This window comes from Xenorhabdus entomophaga (assembly GCF_037996725.1).
Classification (GTDB): domain Bacteria; phylum Pseudomonadota; class Gammaproteobacteria; order Enterobacterales; family Enterobacteriaceae; genus Xenorhabdus; species Xenorhabdus khoisanae.
Map to the genome: position 1 here is coordinate 1 of NZ_JBBMXH010000028.1, position 21508 is coordinate 21508.

22 protein-coding genes and 1 pseudogene are annotated in these 21508 nt (G+C 42.4%); 15 read left to right on the plus strand and 8 right to left on the minus strand.

The features are described from left to right. Positions 1-290: 290 nt before the first annotated feature. On the minus strand, positions 291-1154 hold the full coding sequence (locus AAC854_RS07955) for a YicC/YloC family endoribonuclease (protein WP_340616620.1): 864 nt from the start codon (positions 1152-1154) through the stop codon (positions 291-293). A gap of 125 nt (positions 1155-1279) precedes the next feature. Here AAC854_RS07955 and rph point away from each other — a divergent pair, with 125 nt between their 5' ends. Together rph and pyrE are read left to right on the plus strand one after the other, a co-directional pair. Further along, positions 1280-2023 carry a ribonuclease PH gene (rph, locus tag AAC854_RS07960; protein WP_047963151.1) on the plus strand — a complete coding sequence of 248 codons (744 nt, stop codon included), beginning with the start codon at positions 1280-1282 and terminating at the stop codon, positions 2021-2023. Between the two features lie 75 nt (positions 2024-2098). Further along, entirely contained in the window at positions 2099-2740 is a 642-nt protein-coding gene (gene pyrE, locus AAC854_RS07965) for an orotate phosphoribosyltransferase (protein ID WP_273549360.1), read from the plus strand. Between the two features lie 255 nt (positions 2741-2995). On the opposite strand, the gene slmA is transcribed toward pyrE, so the two are convergent. The 3 genes from slmA to coaBC all read right to left on the minus strand — a co-directional run bounded on the left by slmA (position 2996) and on the right by coaBC (position 5471). After that, positions 2996-3595 carry a nucleoid occlusion factor SlmA gene (slmA, locus tag AAC854_RS07970; protein WP_047963170.1) on the minus strand — a complete coding sequence of 200 codons (600 nt, stop codon included), beginning with the start codon at positions 3593-3595 and terminating at the stop codon, positions 2996-2998. A gap of 162 nt (positions 3596-3757) precedes the next feature. Beyond that, complete coding sequence (dut, locus tag AAC854_RS07975; protein WP_047963153.1) at positions 3758-4216, minus strand: dUTP diphosphatase; 459 nt, start codon at positions 4214-4216, stop codon at positions 3758-3760. Continuing rightward, entirely contained in the window at positions 4194-5471 is a 1278-nt protein-coding gene (coaBC, locus tag AAC854_RS07980) for a bifunctional phosphopantothenoylcysteine decarboxylase/phosphopantothenate--cysteine ligase CoaBC (protein WP_340616621.1), read from the minus strand. Before coaBC ends, dut begins: the two co-directional genes overlap by 23 nt. Before the next feature lie 217 nt (positions 5472-5688). Here coaBC and radC point away from each other — a divergent pair, with 217 nt between their 5' ends. The 8 genes from radC (at position 5689) to mutM (ending at position 12801) form a co-directional block, all read left to right on the plus strand. After that, positions 5689-6381: a RadC family protein gene (gene radC, locus AAC854_RS07985; RefSeq protein ID WP_340616622.1), complete on the plus strand. Its 693-nt coding sequence runs from the start codon at positions 5689-5691 to the stop codon at positions 6379-6381. Positions 6382-6665: 284 nt separating this feature from the next. After that, complete coding sequence (gene rpmB, locus AAC854_RS07990) at positions 6666-6902, plus strand: 50S ribosomal protein L28 (protein WP_340616623.1); 237 nt, start codon at positions 6666-6668, stop codon at positions 6900-6902. An 11-nt stretch (positions 6903-6913) separates the two neighbouring features. Further along, positions 6914-7081: a 50S ribosomal protein L33 gene (rpmG, locus tag AAC854_RS07995; RefSeq protein ID WP_010847629.1), complete on the plus strand. Its 168-nt coding sequence runs from the start codon at positions 6914-6916 to the stop codon at positions 7079-7081. Positions 7082-7244: 163 nt separating this feature from the next. Continuing rightward, a complete protein-coding gene (locus AAC854_RS08000) occupies positions 7245-8363 on the plus strand; it encodes a glycosyltransferase family 4 protein (protein WP_340616624.1) in 1119 nt (372 codons plus the stop codon). A 218-nt stretch (positions 8364-8581) separates the two neighbouring features. Beyond that, a complete protein-coding gene (locus tag AAC854_RS08005; protein WP_340616625.1) occupies positions 8582-9571 on the plus strand; it encodes a glycosyltransferase family 9 protein in 990 nt (329 codons plus the stop codon). A 16-nt stretch (positions 9572-9587) separates the two neighbouring features. Continuing rightward, the gene (locus AAC854_RS08010; protein ID WP_340616652.1) at positions 9588-10691 is read left to right on the plus strand and encodes a glycosyltransferase family 4 protein; all 1104 of its coding nucleotides are present in this window, start codon (positions 9588-9590) and stop codon (positions 10689-10691) included. Next, on the plus strand, positions 10691-11872 hold the full coding sequence (locus AAC854_RS08015) for a glycosyltransferase family 4 protein (RefSeq protein WP_340616626.1): 1182 nt from the start codon (positions 10691-10693) through the stop codon (positions 11870-11872). Before AAC854_RS08010 ends, AAC854_RS08015 begins: the two co-directional genes overlap by 1 nt. Positions 11873-11979: 107 nt before the next feature. Continuing rightward, the gene (mutM, locus tag AAC854_RS08020) at positions 11980-12801 is read left to right on the plus strand and encodes a bifunctional DNA-formamidopyrimidine glycosylase/DNA-(apurinic or apyrimidinic site) lyase (RefSeq protein ID WP_340616627.1); all 822 of its coding nucleotides are present in this window, start codon (positions 11980-11982) and stop codon (positions 12799-12801) included. 42 nt (positions 12802-12843) lie between these two features. Here the strand turns inward: mutM and coaD are convergent, their stop codons facing one another. From coaD to waaA, 3 genes are read right to left on the minus strand one after another with little or no spacing between them, the layout of a single operon-like run. Continuing rightward, positions 12844-13326, minus strand: coding sequence for a pantetheine-phosphate adenylyltransferase (gene coaD / locus AAC854_RS08025; protein WP_047963172.1), 483 nt, complete (start codon positions 13324-13326; stop codon positions 12844-12846). Then, a complete protein-coding gene (locus AAC854_RS08030; protein ID WP_340616628.1) occupies positions 13326-14099 on the minus strand; it encodes a glycosyltransferase family 2 protein in 774 nt (257 codons plus the stop codon). Before AAC854_RS08030 ends, coaD begins: the two co-directional genes overlap by 1 nt. Next, on the minus strand, positions 14099-15376 hold the full coding sequence (waaA, locus tag AAC854_RS08035; protein ID WP_340616653.1) for a lipid IV(A) 3-deoxy-D-manno-octulosonic acid transferase: 1278 nt from the start codon (positions 15374-15376) through the stop codon (positions 14099-14101). The genes AAC854_RS08030 and waaA overlap by 1 nt, the downstream gene beginning before the upstream one ends. A gap of 220 nt (positions 15377-15596) precedes the next feature. Here waaA and rfaQ point away from each other — a divergent pair, with 220 nt between their 5' ends. The 4 genes from rfaQ to AAC854_RS08055 all read left to right on the plus strand — a co-directional run bounded on the left by rfaQ (position 15597) and on the right by AAC854_RS08055 (position 19992). Further along, positions 15597-16661, plus strand: coding sequence for a putative lipopolysaccharide heptosyltransferase III (gene rfaQ, locus AAC854_RS08040; protein ID WP_340616629.1), 1065 nt, complete (start codon positions 15597-15599; stop codon positions 16659-16661). After that, a complete protein-coding gene (locus AAC854_RS08045; protein WP_340616630.1) occupies positions 16658-17788 on the plus strand; it encodes a glycosyltransferase family 4 protein in 1131 nt (376 codons plus the stop codon). Before rfaQ ends, AAC854_RS08045 begins: the two co-directional genes overlap by 4 nt. Continuing rightward, on the plus strand, positions 17785-18888 hold the full coding sequence (locus tag AAC854_RS08050) for a glycosyltransferase (protein WP_340616631.1): 1104 nt from the start codon (positions 17785-17787) through the stop codon (positions 18886-18888). The genes AAC854_RS08045 and AAC854_RS08050 overlap by 4 nt, the downstream gene beginning before the upstream one ends. 144 nt (positions 18889-19032) lie before the next feature. Further along, positions 19033-19992, plus strand: coding sequence for a polysaccharide deacetylase family protein (locus AAC854_RS08055; protein ID WP_340616632.1), 960 nt, complete (start codon positions 19033-19035; stop codon positions 19990-19992). 67 nt (positions 19993-20059) lie between these two features. Here the strand turns inward: AAC854_RS08055 and AAC854_RS08060 are convergent. Then, positions 20060-20313 (minus strand): annotated as a pseudogene (locus AAC854_RS08060) (IS30 family transposase); the annotation flags it as partial. Between the two features lie 288 nt (positions 20314-20601). On the opposite strand from AAC854_RS08060, the gene AAC854_RS08065 reads away from it, so the two are divergent. Further along, entirely contained in the window at positions 20602-21507 is a 906-nt protein-coding gene (locus tag AAC854_RS08065; RefSeq protein ID WP_340616633.1) for an ATP-grasp fold amidoligase family protein, read from the plus strand. Position 21508: the final 1 nt, after the last annotated feature.

The window sequence follows — 21508 nt, forward strand, 5'->3', positions numbered from 1 at the left end:
TGCTTTCTCATACGTTGGGCATTTTTGCCAATTTTAAACAAGGTAAAAGTCAACGCGACTGGCTTCAACAAGCCAACGTCATAGGATGTTAAAGTCGAGCATCGCGTTAATCTAACTATTGGGTTCATGACCAAAAAATGACCGTGTACCACTAAATGTTTTTTGATCACTGGTGGTACACGCTAATCATGCGCTACTGTGACTCTTTCTGCAATGCCCTGATAGTAAAAAAGCCAGATATAACAATGTACATACTGGCTTTGTGAAATGTTGTGAGTCGCTAAGAAACGCTATTCAATATTTTGAATCTGCTCGCGCATCTGCTCAATCAGGACTTTCAATTCAATTGCAGAATTTGTCACATCCGCATTAATTGATTTTGACGCCAATGTATTTGATTCGCGGTTAAATTCCTGCATCATAAAATCCAGTCGGCGGCCGACGGCTTCTTTTTTCTTCAGGATATTGCGCGTTTCTTTGACATGGGCATCCAGGCGATCCAATTCTTCCGCTACATCAATGCGCTGTGCCAGCAAAAGTAGCTCTTGCTCAAGACGGTTATTCTCTAACTGAATTTGTGCTTCTTCCAGCTTGGTCTGTAAGCGTTCACGCTGCCATTGTAAGATTGCCGGCATTTGTTCGCGGACTTTAACCACTTCCACGGTAACCGCATCCAAACGCTGTTCGATAAGTGCCTTAAGTGCTTGCCCTTCGGTTTCTCGGCTTTGGATAAACGCATCCAATGCCAGATCTAATTCCGCCAGCAAGTGTGTGCTGATGGTATCTAAATCCTGCTCTTCCGCAGACATCACTCCCGGCCAGCGCAGGATATCTACTGGGTTAATTTCACCTTCACTGCTTTGTTGTTTAACCCAACTTGCCGCTTCAACCAGTTGTTTGGCCAGCTTTTCATTCAGAATTAATGAGCTTTGAGTACGGATATCCAGTTCAAAACGCAGGTTACATTCCACTTTTCCGCGAGTCAGACGGGAACGAATGCGCTCACGGATGACAGGTTCAAGGCTTCTGAATTGCTCTGGCAGGCGAATATAGGTTTCCAGGTAACGCTGATTGACAGAGCGCAGTTCCCAAGCTGCATTTCCCCAATCTGCCTTGATATCTCGCCGTGCAAAAGCGGTCATACTACGGATCATAATTCGTTCCCAATTTGTAAAATGATGGGCGGATTATAACGCTCCATGTAGATGCAGGATAGGCATTCGCCGCTTTAGGCCGTATAATGCGCCCCCAATAATGTTTTAACAACGGAGATCACACTATGAGCTTAGTAGGAAAGCGTCCAGCGGGAAGAGCAGCAGGACAGGTGCGTCCTATTAAAATGACCCGTCATTACACCAAACATGCAGAAGGTTCGGTTCTGGTGGAATTTGGGGATACCAAAGTGTTGTGTAATGCTTCCGTTGAAGAAGGAGTTCCACGCTTCCTGAAAGGTCAGGGGCAGGGCTGGATCACCGCGGAGTACGGCATGTTGCCACGGGCGACCCATAGCCGTAACGCACGCGAAGCTGCCAGAGGTAAGCAAACTGGGCGGACGATGGAAATCCAGCGTTTGATTGCACGTTCGTTGCGTGCTGCGGTGGATTTGAAAAAGTTGGGTGAGTTCACCATTACGTTGGATTGTGATGTGATTCAGGCAGATGGTGGCACCCGTACCGCTGCTATTTCTGGCGCTTGTGTGGCATTGGTTGATGGCCTGAATAAGCTGGTTGCGGATGGCAAGCTGAAAGAAAGCCCACTGAAAGCGATGGTTGCGGCAGTGTCTGTCGGTATCGTTGAAGACGAAGGCCGTTGTGATCTGGAGTATGTCGAGGACTCTGCGGCTGAAACTGATATGAACATTGTCATGATGGATGATGGCAGAATGATTGAAGTGCAGGGCACGGCGGAAGGGGAACCGTTCAGCCATGATGAACTGCTCTCACTGCTCTCTCTGGCTAAAGAGGGATTGGCAACTATTTTTGAAGCGCAGCGGGAAGCCTTGGAACAAGATCCATTAAAATAATAAATTTATCAGGCGGCTGAACAGTCGCCTTTTTTATGCCTGCAATAGAGAAAAAATCAAAGAGGAGAAACTCCAATGAAAGCCTATCAGCGCGAATTTATTGAGCTGGCCCTGAAAAAACAGGTGCTGAAATTTGGCGAATTTACGCTGAAATCAGGTCGCAAAAGCCCATATTTTTTCAATGCGGGTTTGTTTAATACCGGACGTGATTTGGCGTTGATTGGTCGTTTCTATGCGGCAGCACTGCTGGATAGCGAAATTAAGTGTGATTTGCTGTTTGGGCCGGCTTATAAAGGCATCCCGATTGCGACCACCACTGCTGTGGCATTGGCGCAACATCATGATATCGATATGCCTTATTGCTTTAACCGAAAAGAAGCCAAAGATCATGGCGAAGGCGGATCGCTCGTTGGCAGCCCACTGCAAGGCAATGTCGTCGTTGTGGATGATGTCATTACGGCAGGTACGGCGATTCGTGAATCGATGGAAATTATTAAGCAGCATGGTGCAACACTGTCTGGTGTGATTTTGTGTCTGGATCGTCAGGAACGTGGGCGTGAGACGCTTTCAGCTATTCAGGAAGTTGAGCGTGACTATCATTGCCAGGTTTTTTCCATCATTACTTTGAATGACTTGGTAAGCTATTTGCGTGAAAATCCAGAAATGCAATCTCATCTGGAAGCGGTGGAAGCTTATCGCAAAGAGTACGGTATCTGACGGTGTAAGCGTTAGTCGTTGGTAATAGTAAATAGTAAGACCAGATGAAAAAAATCCCCTCGCCCAAGGGTGGGCGGGGTGAGTAGTAGAAATGGTATCCGCACATTACACACTATATGGTTCTGATTGCGATACCATCATTGAGTGGCTTTACAGCGAACTCAACTAGCTGGACATGTTAACACAACTTACTGAAAAAACCGCACGTTATCATCATTTCCTATATGAATATAGGAAATTAGGCACAGTGATAAGCTATTGCAGTTGGGTCAATATCAATGGCCAGCGTATTTCAAACTCGGTTGTTGGGCGATAGCGAAATTCAGAGCGGACAAAACGGGAGAGCATCCCTTCACAAAACGCCAGCAACTGTGATGCCAATATGGTCTCATCATAATTGAACCCCTGACCATCACGGATTTTTTTCTCTTTTAAGATCTGACGAAGCTGTGCTTCAATTCGATCAAATAGCTGGTTGATGCGGCTTTGTAGCCTATCCTGTTCGAACATCAGCGCATGACCAGTCATGATGCGGGTTAAGCCAGGGTTTTTCTCCGCAAAGCCTAAAATTAGGGTTAGGATTAACCGAATGCGGGTAATGGTGTCTTTTTCATCTTGCAGGATCAGGTTGATGCGTGAAATTAAGGAGTCTTCAATAAACTCAATCAGGCTGTCAAACATCCGGGTTTTGCTGGGAAAATGACGGTAAAGTGCTGCTTCAGAAACACCAATGCTTGCGGCAAGTTTTGCCGTAGTAATACGCTGGCTGCCATCACTGGATTCCAGCATATGCGCCAGTGCCTGCAAAATTTCCTCACGTCTGTTTTTCTTCTTTGTACGTTCTTTTTCTGCCATGTCTGATAAGACCCCTGCTAAAACAGCAAAAACAAATCCAGCTATTTCTCGCCACAATGTCATTCCTGAAAGAGGTGATTGCTGGCAAAAACAGCTTCAGGAAAAACATTGTGGGCAAAAAATATGAAAATCGGTTGACGGTATCAGGCTCTATATGGAAAGTTATTGACGACCGGAATGACCAAAACCACCAATACCGCGTTTACTGGTTTCGAAGTCTTCAACCAAATTAAACTCAGCCTGTACAACGGGTACGAAAACCATTTGGGCGATACGCTCGCCTGGTTCGATGGTGAATGTTTTATCACCACGGTTCCAGACTGAAACCATCAATTGCCCCTGATAATCGGAGTCGATAAGACCGACCAAATTACCCAGAACAACGCCGTGTTTGTGACCTAAACCAGAGCGAGGAAGAATAACCGCAGCTAATTGTTCATCTGCGATATGGATAGCGATTCCGGTTGGCAGAAGTTCAGTCTGGCCGGGAGCCAGTTCCACTGCGTTATCCAGACAAGCACGTAAATCTAAACCCGCAGAGCCAGGTGTAGCATAAGTCGGTAAAGGAAAATCTTGCCCGATGCGGGAATCAAGGATTTTAACGTCGATTTTTTTCATCATAGAATTTGAATATCTCGTCTAATAAGCGGTGGCTGAGTTGTAATTTACCACTGTGGGGTAAATGAACGCTACCATCATGCCAGAATAGATGTAGTGCATTGGTATCACTGTTGAAACCGTGTCCGGTCAGGGATACATCGTTCGCGCAAATCAAGTCAAGATGCTTTTGCTTGAGTTTTCCGCGGGCGTATTCTTCCACATTCTGGGTTTCGGCTGCAAATCCAACGACAAATGGACGATTTTTTTCCATTGCGGCAACGCCCGCTACAATGTCTGGATTTTTGACGAGTGTAAATGTGACTTCATCACCCTGTTTTTTGATTTTTTCGGTCGCTATTTGCTTGAAACGGTAGTCAGATACGGCTGCGCAGCCAATGAAAATATTCTGTGAAGCTGCTGTCGCCTGAACCTGTTCATGCATTTCCAGTGCACTGGTTACATCAATGCGTTTGACGCCTGATGGTGTCGGTAAATTAACCGGGCCGGTAATCAATGTGACTTCTGCGCCACGTTCTGCCGCCGCTTGTGCGATGGAAAAGCCCATTTTCCCTGAGCTGTGATTGCTGATAAAACGAACGGGGTCTAAGGCTTCACGGGTTGGCCCAGCGGTAATCGTTATGCGCAAGCCAGAAAAATCCTGCTGGGTGTTCACTTGATTAGTGTTGAAAACTTGATTAGTGTTGAAATGTTGCGTTGCGAGTTCGACAATCGCCATGGGGTCCAGCATTCTTCCTGGCCCAACATCACCACATGCCTGACTGCCTTCATCCGGACCCCAAATTAATACATTACGCTCTTTAAGCACGTTCAGATTATGTTGGGTTGCCTGCGCTCGATACATCTGCTGGTTCATTGCAGGGGCGACAGCAATAGGGGCTGCGGAGGCCAGACAGAGAGTGGTAACTAAGTCATTTGCCATCCCTGCGGCCAGACGGGCGAGCAGATCCGCTGTAGCCGGAGCGAGAATAATTAAATCAGCCCACTTTGCCAGTTCAATATGCCCCATTGCGGCTTCGGCGGCTGGGTCTAGAAGATCATCGGAGACGGGATGACCTGAAACAGCCTGTAATGTGAGCGGAGTAATAAAAGCTTCTGCGGCGGGAGTCATAACGACACGTACCTGCGCCCCGCGATCACGTAAACGGCGTACCAGTTCGGCTGTTTTGTAAGCGGCGATGCCTCCGCTGATACCGAGAACGATTTGTTTACCAGAAAGCTGATTCCCAGAAAGTTGTGTGCCGGAAAATCCTGTCATTTTGATTGTCCAGATGTCAGTTGCAATTCCTTAAGATTCTACCATAAGAAAATATTGAGTTGAGAACCTGGCCTATTTAGCTACTCGAAAATGACAAGTTTGCGAAGCGTTGCGCAAGCCATGAAAATGAGGCTGGCGATGATTTTTCCATCATGGGATAGTGAATACGTGAATGTGAGTACGTGAATATTGGATGGATTATTGAGGGGAGGGGTATATGGATATCACGGTGATGGAGAAAAGTGATGAATTGCATTCAAATCTTGCTCCCCGGGAAAAGTTGCTGGCTTATGGTGCGGTTTCTCTAACGGATGCTGAGCTGCTGGCTATCTTTTTGCGTACAGGCGCCAGAGGTGTTCCTGTTGTGCAAATGGCGGATTATCTTTTGAAATCATTCGGCTCGCTTTACCACCTGCTATCTGCTGATTATGCCGACTTTTGTTCACATAAGGGCATGGGAGCGTGTAAATATGTCCAATTGCAGGCGGTATCTGAACTGGCAAAACGTTTTTTCTCCAGCCAGTTTGTGCATGAAGATATTATGAGTAGCCCTACGATGACTCAGAATTATTTGCAGGACTTGTTATCCTGGCAAGATCGGGAAGTATTTGTAGTGCTGTTTTTGACGAATCAGAATAAAGTCATCTGCCATGACGAAATGTTTAAAGGAACGATAAACAAAGTTGAAGTTCATCCGCGCGAAATTGTGAAACAGGCGGTTAAAGTTAATGCAGCGTCAATCATTCTTGCCCACAATCATCCTTCCGGCAATCCGGAGCCGAGTCTGGCAGACAAATTGGTGACAGAAAAAATTATTGAGGCTTGTGACTTAGTTGGCGTTAAGGTTTTGGATCATATCGTCATTGGTAAGCAATATTGTGTTTCATTTATGGAAAGAGGTTGGATTTAATACGGTTTTTTCACTATACGATCAGATCTTAGTTGTTCGGGACTTGAGCATAAACGAATGAGGGCGTATACTACGCCACCTTTGAGGATCTTGGGTTTGACGAGAAGAGCCTATCTCAGTAAGTTTTTTGCTGAGAAAATGTGAATCTTTTCAGTGCGTTCTTTACGGTAAAGAGTAAAGGCATTTTTTTAGTAACGAAAATGTGCTGAGATGGGCTCCTAAGCCTGACGAGGCGGTCACACCCAATACAAAGCTCGAGCTGATTTGATTTTTGGAGAATAGACATGTCCCGAGTCTGCCAAGTTACTGGCAAACGCCCGGTGAGTGGTAACAACCGCTCCCACGCATTAAATGCGACTAAGCGTCGTTTTCTGCCTAACCTGCACTCTCACCGTTTCTGGGTTGAGTCTGAGAAACGCTTTGTAACTCTGCGTGTATCTGCTAACGGTATGCGTGTGATTGACAAAAAGGGTATCGACACAGTTCTTGCTGAACTGCGTGCCCGCGGCGAGAAGTACTAAGGAGCTGAAAAATGGCTAAAGGTATTCGCGATAAAATTAAGCTGGTTTCTTCTGCTGGTACTGGTCACTTCTATACCACTACGAAGAACAAGCGTACTATGCCTGAAAAACTGGAAATGAAAAAATTCGATCCAGTTGTTCGTCAGCATGTAATGTACAAAGAAGCTAAAATTAAATAATTTTAGTGGATTAAAAAAACCCAGCATAATGCTGGGTTTTTTTATATCTGTTTGTTGATAGCGCCTCAATAGCCTGAGGGAAATCAGGTTATGCGTGGACGTCATACACTGTTCGGTTATACTAACGCGTTTTTAATGCTTAACCGTCAGGCGTGACTCTAAAATGGCTAAAAAGACCTTGAATATCTTACACACAGAATCATCGTGTGGTTGGGGAGGGCAGGAGATTCGTATCCTGACCGAGTCTCAGGGCATGATGCAACGTGGCCACCATGTCGTTATTGTTTGTTGTCCAACTTCAACCCTTTACCGTGAAGCCCACCATTATGGTGTACCTGTCATTGCGTTGCCGATTGAAAAAAAACGTCTTTCTTGCTTGCGGGTAATGCGTCGTTGGCTAAAGACAGAAGGCCGTCAATTTGATGTAATCAATACGCACAGTTCCACGGATTCTTGGCTGGTAGCTGCGGCATGTGCCACATTAAAAGATACGCCTGCGATAGTCCGAACCCGCCATGTTTCAACCCATGTTTCAACATCTATAGCAACTCGTTGGTTATATTTGGGCTCTTGTCAGCATATTGTGACAACCGGGGAAAAATTGCGTCAATATCTGCATTCTCATAATGCTTATCCATTTTCTCATATGACTTCTGTACCAACAGGGATCGATTTGACGCGCTTTCATCCTGAAAACAAGCAGCAGAGCCGTGAGCGTATTGGCATCGAAAACAAGCCTACGCTTGGTATTGTTGCTACGATGAGAACTTGGAAAGGACATCGTTATTTACTTGATAGTTGGAAAATCCTGCACCAACGCTATCCAGACTGGCAGTTATTGTTTGTGGGGGATGGCCCTCAGAGAAAGAATTTAGAACCCTATGTTTATCAGGAAGGCTTGACTGAGAGTGTTATTTTCCTTGGCAACCGACAGGATGTTCCTGATTGTTTGAATGCGATGGATATATTCGCTTTGCCTTCTTTCGGCAATGAAGGTGTGCCACAAGGCATAATGCAGGCGATGGCATGTGGATTGCCTGTCGTATCTACATCAGTGGGAGCGATTGCAGAGGCAGTGATTGATGGAGACACAGGATTTGTTATCGAACCCAAAGATGTTGAAAAATTAACAGAAAAATTGGATTTGTTAATCAGTGATGAAGAGCTGCGTTTACAAATGGGGAATGCGTCATTAAAGCGGGCCACTGACTTATTTGGTATGGATAATATGTTAGAAAAAATGGAGTCTATTTTTTATCGTAGTATGGATAGTAAGCGATGATATTTTGTTTATATTGTGTTATTTAACACTTTGGGTTACGTACTCGATATTTTTTTAACCATATGAAACATATTCAATTTAATTTCATATGGCTATCACGTTTATTTATCGTTAAATAGAACACCCAAACGCTTTGTTGTATAGTGCTTCGTTATTCAGTCTTTGTTATATAGCGCTTTCAGGCTAATGCTTGAATTAACAACTTAATGTTCATTATTATGCAACCCCAAAATATTTTAATTATAAATATTGCCCGTTTTGGTGATACCTTACTGGTGACGCCCGTCATTCGTGCATTGAAAGCGAAGTGGCCGAAAGCAAACATTGATATATTTGCGCATAAAAAAACAAAAGAAATCCTTGAAAATATACCGGAAATAAACGAATTAAAGGCTTTTTCGAAAGGAAAGGCCAAGTGGAGCGGATGGTTTTCTCGTCGGAATTATGATTTGGCCTTGGTATATAGCAATGATAAGCCATTGTTACAATACGCCAGACGTCAAGCAAAATTAACGGTGTATTTTTCGCCTATCTCTGATGCAAAACCCAATGAGTACACTGTGGCGAAACCGCAGGAACTTATGCCAGCGCAGCAAGAACGAGCTTTATTGATTAATGCTCTTGGGGTTGAGGTAACTGATTGGCGTTTGCAGTATTGTATGAGCCTGAGTGAAGAGGAATATGCCAGAGATTTTCTTCGGAGGCAGGGATTAAAACAGCAATTGAAAATTGGTTTTCAGCTACAGAGTTTTCCGGCAAAAGCCTATCGTGATTGGCCTGTAGAACACTTTTACGAATTGGCCCAACGTATTTATCGCGATTATCCACATGCGCATATTTTACTGTTGGGCAGTAAAGATGGTGAAGAGAGTGCGCGAACGCTCGCTGAAAAACTGGGAACAAGCAGATGTTCATCGTTGGCGGGCAAAACGACAATGCGTCAGAACGCGGCAATAATGAGCCAACTTAATTTATACGTTGGTGTTGATACTGGAACGACTCATCTGGCGGGAGCATTGGGGATACCCATGGTTGCCCTGTATCATAGTTTCCATCCCGGCCGTTTTCTCGCTCCTCAGCACCACTCCAAATTGGCAGTAATTGAACATCCGGCAGATTACAATCAGGCAACCCGGAAAGATACAATGTCAGCAATATCGGTGGATCAAGTTTGGTATTCTGTTCAGAACTTGCTGGAAAGCGAATGAAAGGATAATGAATAAAATGAAAATAGGATTTATCGATGTGACTGTTACCATGTCGTATGGTGGCATTCAAACTGCAGTTTGGGAGTTGGCTAAGGCTCTGACGGATGCTGGGCATGAAATCCATATTTTTGGTGGTACGGGTGATGTTCGCCCGGCATTAGGCGGACGAGATATCCGTGTTCATACTTTCCCGTTTGTTCCCAGAGAACGGGTGCTTAATATTGGGCGTCGTTTTCAACGCATTGTTGAGCGCTATTCTTTTGCCCGCCATGCCCGCGAAACCGTTATTGCCGAGAATTTTGATTGGGTGATTTTGACTAAACCCTTTGATTTCTTCTGGCCGAGAATGATGCCTGAAACATCCTGCACTAAATTTTGCTATATGAGTGGTGGAACCAGTTTTTTTAAAGGGGATAGGCTATTAGGTAAGAAAATATCTGCATGGGTTGCCTGTAGTCATTTCAATGCCTGGCAAATCCAGCATCACTTTAAGCAATTTCCAAGCGTCATTTATAACGGCGTGGATATCGATAAATTTAAACCTGCTGACTCTGGAGTTCGAACTCGATTAGGCATCAGTGAAGAGACATTCCTGTTAACATTTGCTGGCAGGTTGGTGGGCTGGAAAGGAATGAAAGTAGCCATTGATGCAATGGCTTTACTGCGGGATAAGGATGTAAAGTTATTGATTATTGGTGCAGGTGACGATTTGAAACTACTGGAAAAACGAGCTTCTGCATTGCAATTGGAAGAATCTGTCATTTTTCATCCACCTGTTGGCCATGATCAATTACCTGAATTTTACGCTGCGGGGAACGCGGGTATTTTCCCCAGCATTGGCGATGAGGCATTTGGTATCACTATTGCTGAAGCGATGGCATGTGGGCGTCCTGTGATTGCCAGTTATATTGGAGGAATACCTGAGGTAGTTGGTAATGAGAATCAAGCTGGTATTCTGGTAACCCCTGGCGATGCCTCGGCTATTGCCGATGCGGTTAATCATCTCTTGTCTCTACCGGATAGAGGACAAGAGATGGGCAAATATGCCCGTCAGAGGATTGAAACGATGTATACTTGGGAACATTCAGCGAATCGCTTATTAAACGCTATCAAAAAATAATGAAAATTGCGTATATTGATCCTTACCCTGTCCCGGATTATCGGGTTGCATCACTGCAAATTTTGCAGAATGTAGATGCTTTTACCCGTCAGGGCCATAATATTTGCTTGATTACCCCAAAAGGCCAAAGTCAGGTTGAGGAGATTCTTGGGCGATCATTACCACCTGCATCAGAGCTAATTGCCTTACATAATATACGCAGAAAATGGTATTTCCCTTTGAATACTCAGAAACTGTTTTATATTCAGGTTTCTCGCTGGCTCAAAGAAAATCAGGTTGATGCTGTTTTTACCCGCAATATAAAGATGGCGAATTACCTGTTGTGTAATCACCCGAGTATTCCTCATTTTTTTGAAAGCCACGAAGTATTTGCGCAATCATTCAAAGAGTCCCATGATCTGGTCAGCCGTAGAAACCAGCGTAAATATCAGAAACTGAGAAAAATTGAACAGCAGGTTTATGAATGCTCTACGGCTGTTTTTGCTCTGACCTCACTATTGCGTGAAGATATTTACAAGCAGTATGGTGTCAACACGCCTATTGTTGTGGCACCTGATGGCGTTGATATGCTGGCGGTTGAATCTACTAAACAGATGCTTTCTGACAGAGAACATAATAAAACAGGGATTCCAACTCAGGTGCTTTATTTAGGCAGTTTACATCGCTGGAAGGGGGTTCCTACCGTAATGAAGGCGATGTCTTATCTTGATAATGTTGTGTTGAATATTGCTGGTGGGACTTCTGAGCAAATTGAACGATTACGACAAATTGCCAAACAGATTGGCGTAAATGATAAGGTTAATTTCCTTGGTTTTGTTCAACCTAAGAAACGCTTTCAGGTTATCGCTGATAATGACATTTGTGTTCTACCACTAACGAAAACCAGTATCGGCAGTCGTTACACCTCCCCTCTCAAACTTTTTGAATATATGTCCATGGGGAAGCCAGTGGTTATTTCTGACTTCCCTTCTATTCGTGATGCTGTCGATGAAAAAGCAGTGAATTTTGCTGATAGTGAGAATGCAGAAAGTTTTGCAGAACAAATCCAATGGCTGATTAATAATCCCACTGAAATGAAAGCAAAAATTGAGCATTCGCAACGACTGGTTGCGGAGCGTTTTAACTGGGATCAACGGGCGAAGTTGATTACTAAAGTGATTGCGGAAAAGTTATTTCAGTGAGAGTTTACATCTGTATCCCAACCAAATTTGGCTGCAAATAATACATGAAAACGGTATTGTAATCTGCTGAGATGTGATGTCGTAGACAATTTATTCAAGGAGTCGGTATGCCGGAGCTACCAGAGGTGGAAACCAGCCGTAGGGGGATTGAACCTCACTTGGTTGGTAATGTAATCCAATATGCCGAGGTCAGAAACTCGCGTTTGCGTTGGCCTGTTGCCGAGCAAATCATGAAACTTTCAGATACGCCCGTGCTCAGTGTTCAGCGTCGGGCAAAGTACTTATTGCTTGAGCTGCCTGAAGGCTGGATTATTATTCATCTGGGTATGTCGGGCAGTTTACGTATTTTGTTAGATGAACTTCCGCCGGAAAAGCATGATCATGTCGATTTGATTATGGCTGATGGCAAAATTCTCCGTTATACCGATCCCCGGCGTTTTGGTGCATGGTTGTGGAGTGACAATCTAAATGAGTGTTCTGTACTGGCTCATTTAGGCCCTGAACCTCTTTCTGATTTGTTTGATGGTGAATACCTTTATTCCCTTTCCCGTCACAAAAAGACAGCTATCAAACCCTGGCTAATGGATAACAAAGTTGTTGTTGGTGTTGGAAATATTTATGCCAATGAAGCGTTGTTCGTTGCGCGTATCTTGCCTGAACGTCCCGTAAATTCACTGACGCAGCAGGAGGCCTATTTATTGGTCGATATCATTAAACAGATCTTGCAACGTTCGATAGAGCAAGGCGGAACGACGTTGAAAGATTTTCTGCAATCTGATGGTAAACCGGGATATTTTGCTCAGGAATTGTTTGTTTACGGCAAGAAAGGTGAACTTTGCCCGCGATGTGGCGGAGAAAGTGGTGAGAAAATTGAAAGTGTAAAATTGGGGCAGCGCAGTACGTTTTTTTGTCGCCAATGCCAGCATTAAAGTGGCTTGGGGGCTAAGAAAGATGCCCCCGGCATAATGATATTACTTATCTAATTTCTGTCGCATTGCCTGAGCAACTGGCTCAGACAGGAATGATGAAATATCACCATCATGGCGTGCAACATCCTTGATTAAGGATGAGGATATGAAGGATAGATCTTGAGAAGGCAGTAAAAAGACACTTTCCAGCTCCGGCATAAAATGTCGGTTCATATTGGCAAGTTGCCACTCATATTCAAAATCGGAAACAGAACGTACCCCGCGAATTAAGATGGTAGCTTGTTGTTTTTTGGCAAAGTTGACCATTAATTCACAAAATCCAACCACATCGACATTCTCCAGATGGGCAGTGGCCTCTTTTGCCAAAGCAACGCGTTCTTCCAAACTGAACATCGGATTTTTTCTGTCACTATTGGCGACAGCCAGTAGAACATGATCGAACATATTGGCTGCACGAGTAACGATATCAAGGTGACCGTAAGTGATGGGGTCAAAGGTACCGGGATAAATCGCTTTTCTTTTCATCATCTTTTACTCTTTGTTTGAGTCAATTCCCAAAGCGCAGCATATTTATTGAATGTATATTGAGCATTCACCATAGCTAACACTAACCCTTGCTTACCATCAAGAAAGCCCGCCCTTAATAGCCAGGTTTTGAAAAATGCGCCTAACGTATGGCTGAGGATAGAAAAATAATGAGTCCTTTTACCTTGTTCGTAGCGATGTTTTGCCCAATCCCTCGCATAATTCAATTGTTTTTGCTGGAATTCCATCAGATTGCGGCAGGTTAAATGACGTAAGTCGCCTTTTAGTGTCACGATGGGCGCACCTTGAGTATCAAGGGATTCATGAACCTGATTGTCGTTGTATTGATAACGCTCACGACAATAGAGACGAAGGACTTTATCGGGATACCAGCCGCTGTGTTTCATGAACCGCCCCATAAAGAGATTCAGGCGTGAACAACGATAGACTTTCTTGTCATCAGGATTGGCTAAGACTTGTTCAATCGATGCTTTTAATTCTGGAGTCACGCGTTCGTCAGCATCAATCATAAAAATGTAATCGCCGCTGGCATAGGATTGAGCGAGCTGCCGCTGGCGGCCAAAACCAGGCCATTGGGTATTCGTGTAGACTTTTGCGCCCATTTCACTGGCTATCTGGCAGGTTTCATCGGTGCTGCCGGAATCTAACACGATGATTTCATCTGCCCAATTTACGGAAAGCAGGCAATCTTCAATCAAATCGGCTGCATTTTTAACAATCATGACAACGGACAGACGTTTTTGCGTACTCATCAATGGCTCCTTGGCGGGAGATAAGGTTCCAGTAATTTTAGCAAGCGCTGAAGTGCGCCTTGGTTTTCGTGCAGGACTTCTGCGGCATGACGGCCGTAATAGAGTCGGTAATCTTCATCTGTCAGCAGGCTGTTGATGGCTGAACTTAATGATTGGCTATCTGTGACAGTAATCAGCCCGTCAGCTTTATCCAGCTTGGCACAGATATCTTTAAAATTGAATGTATGCGGACCCATAATAACGGGAATGGCATGTGCTGCTGCTTCCAGAGGATTATGTCCACCGCGCTCTGTCAGGCTTCCCCCGACAAAAGCCAAATCAGCGATTCCGTACAAAAGCATTAATTCGCCCATGGTATCTCCAATGACTACCTGCACATTGGTACCCGGGATTGTGTCAGCACTCCGCAATATCGCGTTCAGCCCGGCTTTTTGTGTCAGTTCAGCAGCTTTACCGAAACGCTCAGGATGGCGAGGTACTAAAATTAACAAGAGATCGGGAAATTGTTTGAGTAGCTTGCAATGTGCATCCAGAATGATGCTTTCTTCCCCGTCATGGGTGCTGGTTGCAATCCATACAGGGCGGTGCGGAGCCCATTGGCGACGTAGTGTGATGGCTTTGGCAGCCAATTCCGGCGTTACAGAAATATCGAACTTAAGGCTGCCGGTCACTGAGAGCTGGGAACGCCTTAATCCTAATTCGATAAAACGGTCTCCATCTTCCTGATTTTGCGCAGCAATCAGTGTGATCTTATTTAAAATGGTCTTAATGAAGCTGCTAATTTTTTGATACCCGGCGGCAGAACGGGCTGATAACCTTGCGTTGGCGATAACCAATGGTATTTCGCGTTGGTGCAACTGAGTGATCAGATTTGGCCACAATTCGGTTTCCATAATGATCACTAGCTTTGGATTAACGTTATCAAGAAAGCGGCTCATTGAACCGGGCAAATCGTAAGGAAGATATACATGATTAACATCTGAGCCCAGTGCAGACAGAACCCTTTCAGAACCCGTCGGTGTCATGGTTGTTATCGTTATGGGCAAAAAAGGATAGTGATGCCGCAAAATCCGCACTAACGGAATGGCAGCCAATGTCTCTCCGACAGAAACGGAATGCAGCAAAATCCCACCGGGGGTAACTTTTTTGGCACAGAAACCATAACGTTCCCCCCAGCGTTTTCGGTACGCAGGTGATTTACGGCTGCGCAACAGCAAGCGTAACCAGATAATTGGTTGGATAAGGTAGAGAAGTACCTGATATAAGCGAAGCAACATTCTATCAAATTCACTGACATAGACTGAGGCTATAGTATCACATTGACTTGAAGAAAGTGTGTAAAATGCGGCTATGTTGTTCAACTATTCCCATATGGGAAAAGATAACAACTGCTCGTCAGGTGAATATACTTGATATCTAAAGATAGAAAGAGAGGCTGTTGTCTTTAGGATATAATTTGATAAGACTTCTGCTTCAATTGCGCACACTGGAAACATAATGGGTAAAAGATTCCCCCAATTTGAAAAGATTTTGATCATAAAATTAAGGCATCATGGTGATACATTGCTGATCACTCCAGTTGTGAATACGTTGAAAGAAAACTTTCCGAGCGCTGAAATTGATGTCTTACTGTACAAAGAAACAGAGCCGATGCTGATGAATTTTGCTCAAGTATCCCATATTTTTTCCGTAGACAGGCAGTGGAAAAAGGAAGGTACAAAAGCCTATATTATCCATCACTGGCTTTTATTGACTCAATTGAAAAAGCGAAAATATGATCTCATCATTAACCTTGCCGATCAGTGGTACAGCGCTCTGGTGTCTAAGATTTCTGGTGCTTCAACTCGTATTGCTTTTAATTTTCCCAAGCGGCAAAACTTATTATGGAAAGTTTGCTTTAGCCATTTGGTTTCTACTGAAGGTGAAGAATCTCTACATGTCGTTGAGCAAAATCTATCAGCACTAAAACCTCTTAATCTTTCCAATATCAATTTCGATGTAACAATGAGTTATAGTGAAGATGATTGGAAAAAAGTATCAAATCTTCTGCACATTGGTGGAGTTAATGACAAGTATATCGTTATTCATCCCGCATCACGCTGGTTTTTCAAATGCTGGAATGATGAGAAAGTAAGTGAAACGATTAATGTCTTACAAGCAGATGGACACGCAATTGTTGTGACATCAGGAACGGATGCGCGGGAAAAAGAGATGGTTGAGAAAATATTATCTACTTGTAATCAGGGACGTATTGTCTCTTTAGCAGGTCAGATTACATTACCTCAACTAGGGGCGCTGATTTCTCATGCCAAATTATTCATAGGAGTCGATTCTGTACCCATGCATATGGCTGCTGCCTTGAAAACACCTTGCATAGCATTATTCGGGCCATCTAAATTAGTTTTTTGGCGTCCATGGGATGTTAATGGGGAAGTGATTTGGGCGGGAAATTACGGTAAATTACCAGATCCTGATGATATTGATACTAAAACAGATGTTCGTTATTTGGATCTTATCCCGACTGACGTCGTTATTGCTGCTGCCCGGAGACATTTATTATGAAACCTATGCGCCTAGCCATTGTCCGGCAAAAATATCGTCCTGATGGAGGCGCTGAACGTTTTATTTCTAGGGCACTTGAGGCACTAGGGAACGGCAATTTGGATTTGAATGTCATTACTCGTTCTTGGCAAGGGAACCTAAATCCTGATTGGCATGTACACTTGGCAAATTCATTTAAATGGGGACGAATTAGCCGTGAGAAAGGCTTTGCTGATGCTGCCAGGGCCATTTGGCAAAAGGAAAAATTCGATATTGTTCAGAGCCATGAACGAATTTCCGGATGTGATGTGTATCGGGCGGGAGATGGAGTACATCAACGCTGGTTACAGCAACGGGCACGAATATTGCCATCATGGAAAAGCAAATTGCTTTTTGCCAGTCGTTATCATCGTTATGTCATGGATGCCGAGAAAAGAATGTATTTCTCACCTGCATTAAAAAAGGTCATCTGCAATTCTCAGATGGTAAAACGTGAGGTGATGGAGGATTTTGACCTATCTGATGAAAAAATTTCCGTAATCTATAATGCTATTGACCAGTCACAATTTTTTCCTGTTGGGGAGACAGAGCGTCTCACATTACGACAGAAATATGCCCTTCCTGCACAAGCAAAATGTTTTGTGTATGTTGGTTCAGGTTTTGAAAGAAAAGGGCTAAAGGCGGCAATAACAGCCATCAGCAAGACGGATGCGTATCTAATTGTGATTGGCCAGGATAAGGAAGAAAATAGATATAAGCAGTTAGCTAATTCCCTTGGTTGCCATGAACGAATTCGATTTTTGGGAGTACAAAAAAAGACATTGCCTTTTTATCAAATGGTTGATGGATTATTATTACCAACACTATATGATCCTTTCCCTAATGTTATCCTGGAAGCAATGGCCTGTGGCTTACCTGTCATAACAAGTAACACCTGTGGAGGCGCTGAATTCATTGTTTCAGGAGAAAATGGATTTGTGTGTGATGCTCTGGATATTTCAACTTTAGCGGAAGCTATCTCTTTCGTGCCAGTAGATCATTTAACCAGCAGGATGTCGATGTTAGCAAAAGAGAAGATAGTGAATCATACACCCGCTTATTTGTCCCAGCAGCTCATGGAATTGTATAGCAAGGTGCTTTCCTTATGAAAGGACATATTCTATTTATCATTGATGGGTTACCGGGTGGCGGCGCGGAGAATGTCACAATTCGTTTATGTGATGGTTTGCGACAAAAAGGTTTTGCTATTACTTTGTTATCTCTATCTGAAGAATGTGAATATCCTATCCCTGACCGTGTAGATTTAATCATTAATGCTGATAAATATAATGGACCTCTTAGAAGACAGACTGAAATTATCCGCAGGGCTAAATCTATGGATAAGATTCTTGAGAAAGTCTTTCTTCAAAAAGGCATACCAGTGTTAGTGATATCTAACTTACACAAAACAGATCGTATTGTTGCGAAGTCCAAGATATTGGCAGATTTAAATGTATGGTTTTGTATTCATGGCGTATTTTCAAAATCGTATCTTGAAAATAAAACAGGATTGGCACGTTGGATTAAAAAATGGAAAATTCAGCGCGTTTATCAAAATCGTAATTTGATCTGTGTTTCTGATGCCGTTGGCTTGGATTTAAAAGAACAATTATCGTTGGCCCCTAAAAAAATGGTCACGATTTATAATCCATTCAATATTGCTGAAATTAAAACTCGCTCTTTGGAAAAGAATCCTTATTCCGGTGAAAATTATTTTCTTCATATTGGGCGTTTTCATAACGTCAAACGTCATGATCGCTTGCTGGAGGCTTTTGCTAAAGCCAATCTTCCTTGTAATTTGTTAATTGCGGGTCAAGGGAATGATGATATGACTCATTCTATTAAACAAAAGATTGAGGATCTTAGATTACAGTCTAAAGTTTTTCTGATTGGTTTTTTAGCGAATCCATTACCGATAATACGAGGGGCCAAAGCTGTAGTATTAAGTTCCGATAGCGAAGGATTAGGCAATGTTTTGATTGAGGCCCTGATTTGTCATACACCTATTGTTAGTACGAATTGCCCTGGTGGGGTCAGCGAAATTATGATGGGTGAATTGGAACAATATAAGTCTGAGCTGACTGCTGAAGCATTAGCAGAAAAAATGCGATTGGTTTATCAAAATCCGCCATTCATTACGGAAAATATGTATAAAAAATTTGACTTAGATAGTGTGCTTGGAAAGTATTTAGCTTTGATAGGATCATAAATTTCCCATGGTCTTTGGACGTAATATTTACAATCATAGGATAGTATAGTGACATTTTCGTTACTGTAGACAATTTCTTTACTAACACATCCATAAGTAACATTACTCTGTATTTTATTGAATTTTATTTTAGGTATGTATTTCATGGCACAACCAGCATTTATTATCACAATTGATACTGAAGGTGATAACCTTTGGCAACGCAGTGATCAGATTTCCACTGAGAATACGCAATACTTACCGCGGTTTCAAAGCCTATGTGAGCGCTTTGGTTTCAAACCAGTCTGGCTAACTAACTATGAAATGGCAATGGATGATAGCTATATCGAATTTGCCAAAGATGTGATCGCCAGAAATACCGGGGAAATAGGGATGCATTTGCATGCATGGAACAATCCTCCTATAGTTTCCCTGACTGATGACGATATGCATCATAAACCTTATCTGATTGAATATCCGGAAGATCAAATTAAAGCAAAGATCGATTTTATGACCAATCTTCTGGAAGAAAAACTCCAGACGAAGATGTTGAGTCATCGCGCAGGTCGTTGGGCATTTAATGAGTATTACGCGCAATTATTGGTTGAGTATGGTTATCAAGTAGATTGTTCTGTTACCCCTAAAGTTAATTGGAGCTTTACTAAGGGAAACCCTAATGGAAACGGTGGAACAGATTATAGCTATTTCCCAGCTCATGCCTATTTTATGGATTTGCAGGATATTTCCAAAGAAGGGAATTCTTCGTTACTGCAAGTTCCGATGAGTATTCAGTATAAACATTCTCCGGCCATGAACTTCATTAAGCAGAAATATGATCGATTGAGAGGAAAACAACGTTCGCCATCGGTTAATTGGTTGCGTCCGAAAGGTGGGAATCTGGAGCAGATGAAAGCGGTTGTTCAGCAAACTTTGGCATCGGGTAGTGATTATGTCGAGTTTATGCTGCATTCTTCCGAATTTATGCCAGGAGGGAGTCCAACATTTAAAGATGAAGAACAGATTGAATTACTTTATCAAGATTTGGAAGGATTGTTTAAATTTTTAAAGCCGTTGGTCCAAGGAATGACGTTGTCAGAATATTATAGGTTGAGATGTAAACTATAATATTATTTATTGAACGCGATATTATTTTTTAAGTTACCGGTGGATTCAACTATTAAGTGCAACATTGCTAATCTGGAAGTGAACATACTTTCATCCCATAAACAATTAATTCGGTGTTTGTCCGTGCTGCGTTTTTCTGGGCTGATTATTTAAATGATGTACAACAAAATTTATTTCTCGATCAGTCACTTCATTAAAATCAGTCTCCTTTGGAGAATAATGTCTGATTAATCCATTGGTATTCTCGTCGATATCTCTTTCCCAAGGAGAATAAGGGTGAGCAAAATAAATCTCTGTCTCTAACCTTTTACTTATCATTTCAGTTCCTGACTGGTGGTGGATGGGCTTTGATTGAGTGATGTTGCAATGAAAATCTGTGAGCTGCCTACTTTTTAAACTGGAAATCTGGTATCTTTCTATTTTGGCCAATTGTATATAGGCCATAGTGCATTTTCCTGTGGCGGGAAAGATGCCTACTATAGCAACTGATCGATCTTCTGAGAAATTGCACTTATTAGTCGAATCCACCTTTTAAAAAAATATTTTTCTATGTTATAATTTTGCCTTCATCTTATGCCTGCCCGCAGTTTTTGTTAAGAAGAATATTATATGAATAAATATCTTAAAATCTTAAGAAATAAAATATTTTATCATGCATGTGATTTATTCCCTGAGTTTGTGACAAAGTCAATTTATAAAGAAAGATTAAATAAGAATCTTAATTTTGAAACACCGAGCTCATTTAACGAGAAATTACAGTGGCTGAAATTAAATACATATAAGGATAGCGAGCTGGTTACTCAGTGTGCTGATAAATTTGCTGCCAGAGATTATGTGTCAGATAAAGGATGCCAAGAAATATTAATACCAATGTATGGATGCTGGGATAAAGCTAGTGATATTGATTGGAATTCGCTTCCTGATAAATTTGTCATGAAGTGTAATCATGGTGCAGGTTATAATGTAATATGTAAAAATAAAAAATACCTCAATATCAATGATACAGTTAATAAATTAAATTTTTGGATGAAAGAAGATTATTGGCGTAAGGCTGTAGAGTTGGTATATAAAAATATACCAAAAAAAATAGTATGTGAAAAGTTTATTGAAACAACAAATGGTGCATTACCTTACGACTATAAAATATTTTGTTTTCATGGTCGTCCAGAATTTGCTATGGTTTGTACTGAGAGGGAGTCAGATAAGCCAAAATTTTATTTTATGGATAAAAGTTGGAATGTTTTACCTTATGGCATTGATTGTTTTGATGCTGATCTTGATAAACTAGAAAAACCCCAAAATTTCGAAAAATTATTCTACTATGCTGAAAAGTTATCTCAACCATTTCCTTTTGTAAGGGTGGATTTATATTTGAATGATGGGGTAATAAAATTCGGTGAGTTAACTTTTATTCATTCTGCCGGAATGGATAAAGAATTAAATAATGAGAAGTATAATAATGTTGATGAAACCATTGGCAATCTTATTAAGTTGGATTTGAATAATAAAATTTAAT

Bases quoted from the DNA above. Each gene is read 5' to 3' on its own strand.
- mutM (WP_340616627.1), top strand. From the start codon at position 11,980: ATGCCGGAGCTACCAGAGGTGGAAACCAGCCGTAGGGGGATTGAACCT.
- AAC854_RS08065 (WP_340616633.1), top strand. From the start codon at position 20,602: ATGAATAAATATCTTAAAATCTTAAGAAATAAAATATTTTATCATGCA.
- rfaQ (WP_340616629.1), top strand. From the start codon at position 15,597: ATGGGTAAAAGATTCCCCCAATTTGAAAAGATTTTGATCATAAAATTA.
- AAC854_RS08050 (WP_340616631.1), top strand. From the start codon at position 17,785: ATGAAAGGACATATTCTATTTATCATTGATGGGTTACCGGGTGGCGGC.
- AAC854_RS07955 (WP_340616620.1), bottom strand. From the start codon at position 1,154: ATGATCCGTAGTATGACCGCTTTTGCACGGCGAGATATCAAGGCAGAT.
- rph (WP_047963151.1), top strand. From the start codon at position 1,280: ATGAGCTTAGTAGGAAAGCGTCCAGCGGGAAGAGCAGCAGGACAGGTG.
- pyrE (WP_273549360.1), top strand. From the start codon at position 2,099: ATGAAAGCCTATCAGCGCGAATTTATTGAGCTGGCCCTGAAAAAACAG.
- AAC854_RS08005 (WP_340616625.1), top strand. From the start codon at position 8,582: ATGCAACCCCAAAATATTTTAATTATAAATATTGCCCGTTTTGGTGAT.
- AAC854_RS08055 (WP_340616632.1), top strand. From the start codon at position 19,033: ATGGCACAACCAGCATTTATTATCACAATTGATACTGAAGGTGATAAC.
- rpmB (WP_340616623.1), top strand. From the start codon at position 6,666: ATGTCCCGAGTCTGCCAAGTTACTGGCAAACGCCCGGTGAGTGGTAAC.
- coaD (WP_047963172.1), bottom strand. From the start codon at position 13,326: ATGAAAAGAAAAGCGATTTATCCCGGTACCTTTGACCCCATCACTTAC.
- radC (WP_340616622.1), top strand. From the start codon at position 5,689: ATGGATATCACGGTGATGGAGAAAAGTGATGAATTGCATTCAAATCTT.
- waaA (WP_340616653.1), bottom strand. From the start codon at position 15,376: ATGTTGCTTCGCTTATATCAGGTACTTCTCTACCTTATCCAACCAATT.
- dut (WP_047963153.1), bottom strand. From the start codon at position 4,216: ATGATGAAAAAAATCGACGTTAAAATCCTTGATTCCCGCATCGGGCAA.
- AAC854_RS08015 (WP_340616626.1), top strand. From the start codon at position 10,691: ATGAAAATTGCGTATATTGATCCTTACCCTGTCCCGGATTATCGGGTT.
- AAC854_RS08010 (WP_340616652.1), top strand. From the start codon at position 9,588: ATGAAAATAGGATTTATCGATGTGACTGTTACCATGTCGTATGGTGGC.
- AAC854_RS08045 (WP_340616630.1), top strand. From the start codon at position 16,658: ATGAAACCTATGCGCCTAGCCATTGTCCGGCAAAAATATCGTCCTGAT.
- rpmG (WP_010847629.1), top strand. From the start codon at position 6,914: ATGGCTAAAGGTATTCGCGATAAAATTAAGCTGGTTTCTTCTGCTGGT.
- AAC854_RS08030 (WP_340616628.1), bottom strand. From the start codon at position 14,099: ATGAGTACGCAAAAACGTCTGTCCGTTGTCATGATTGTTAAAAATGCA.
- coaBC (WP_340616621.1), bottom strand. From the start codon at position 5,471: ATGACAGGATTTTCCGGCACACAACTTTCTGGGAATCAGCTTTCTGGT.
- slmA (WP_047963170.1), bottom strand. From the start codon at position 3,595: ATGGCAGAAAAAGAACGTACAAAGAAGAAAAACAGACGTGAGGAAATT.
- AAC854_RS08000 (WP_340616624.1), top strand. From the start codon at position 7,245: ATGGCTAAAAAGACCTTGAATATCTTACACACAGAATCATCGTGTGGT.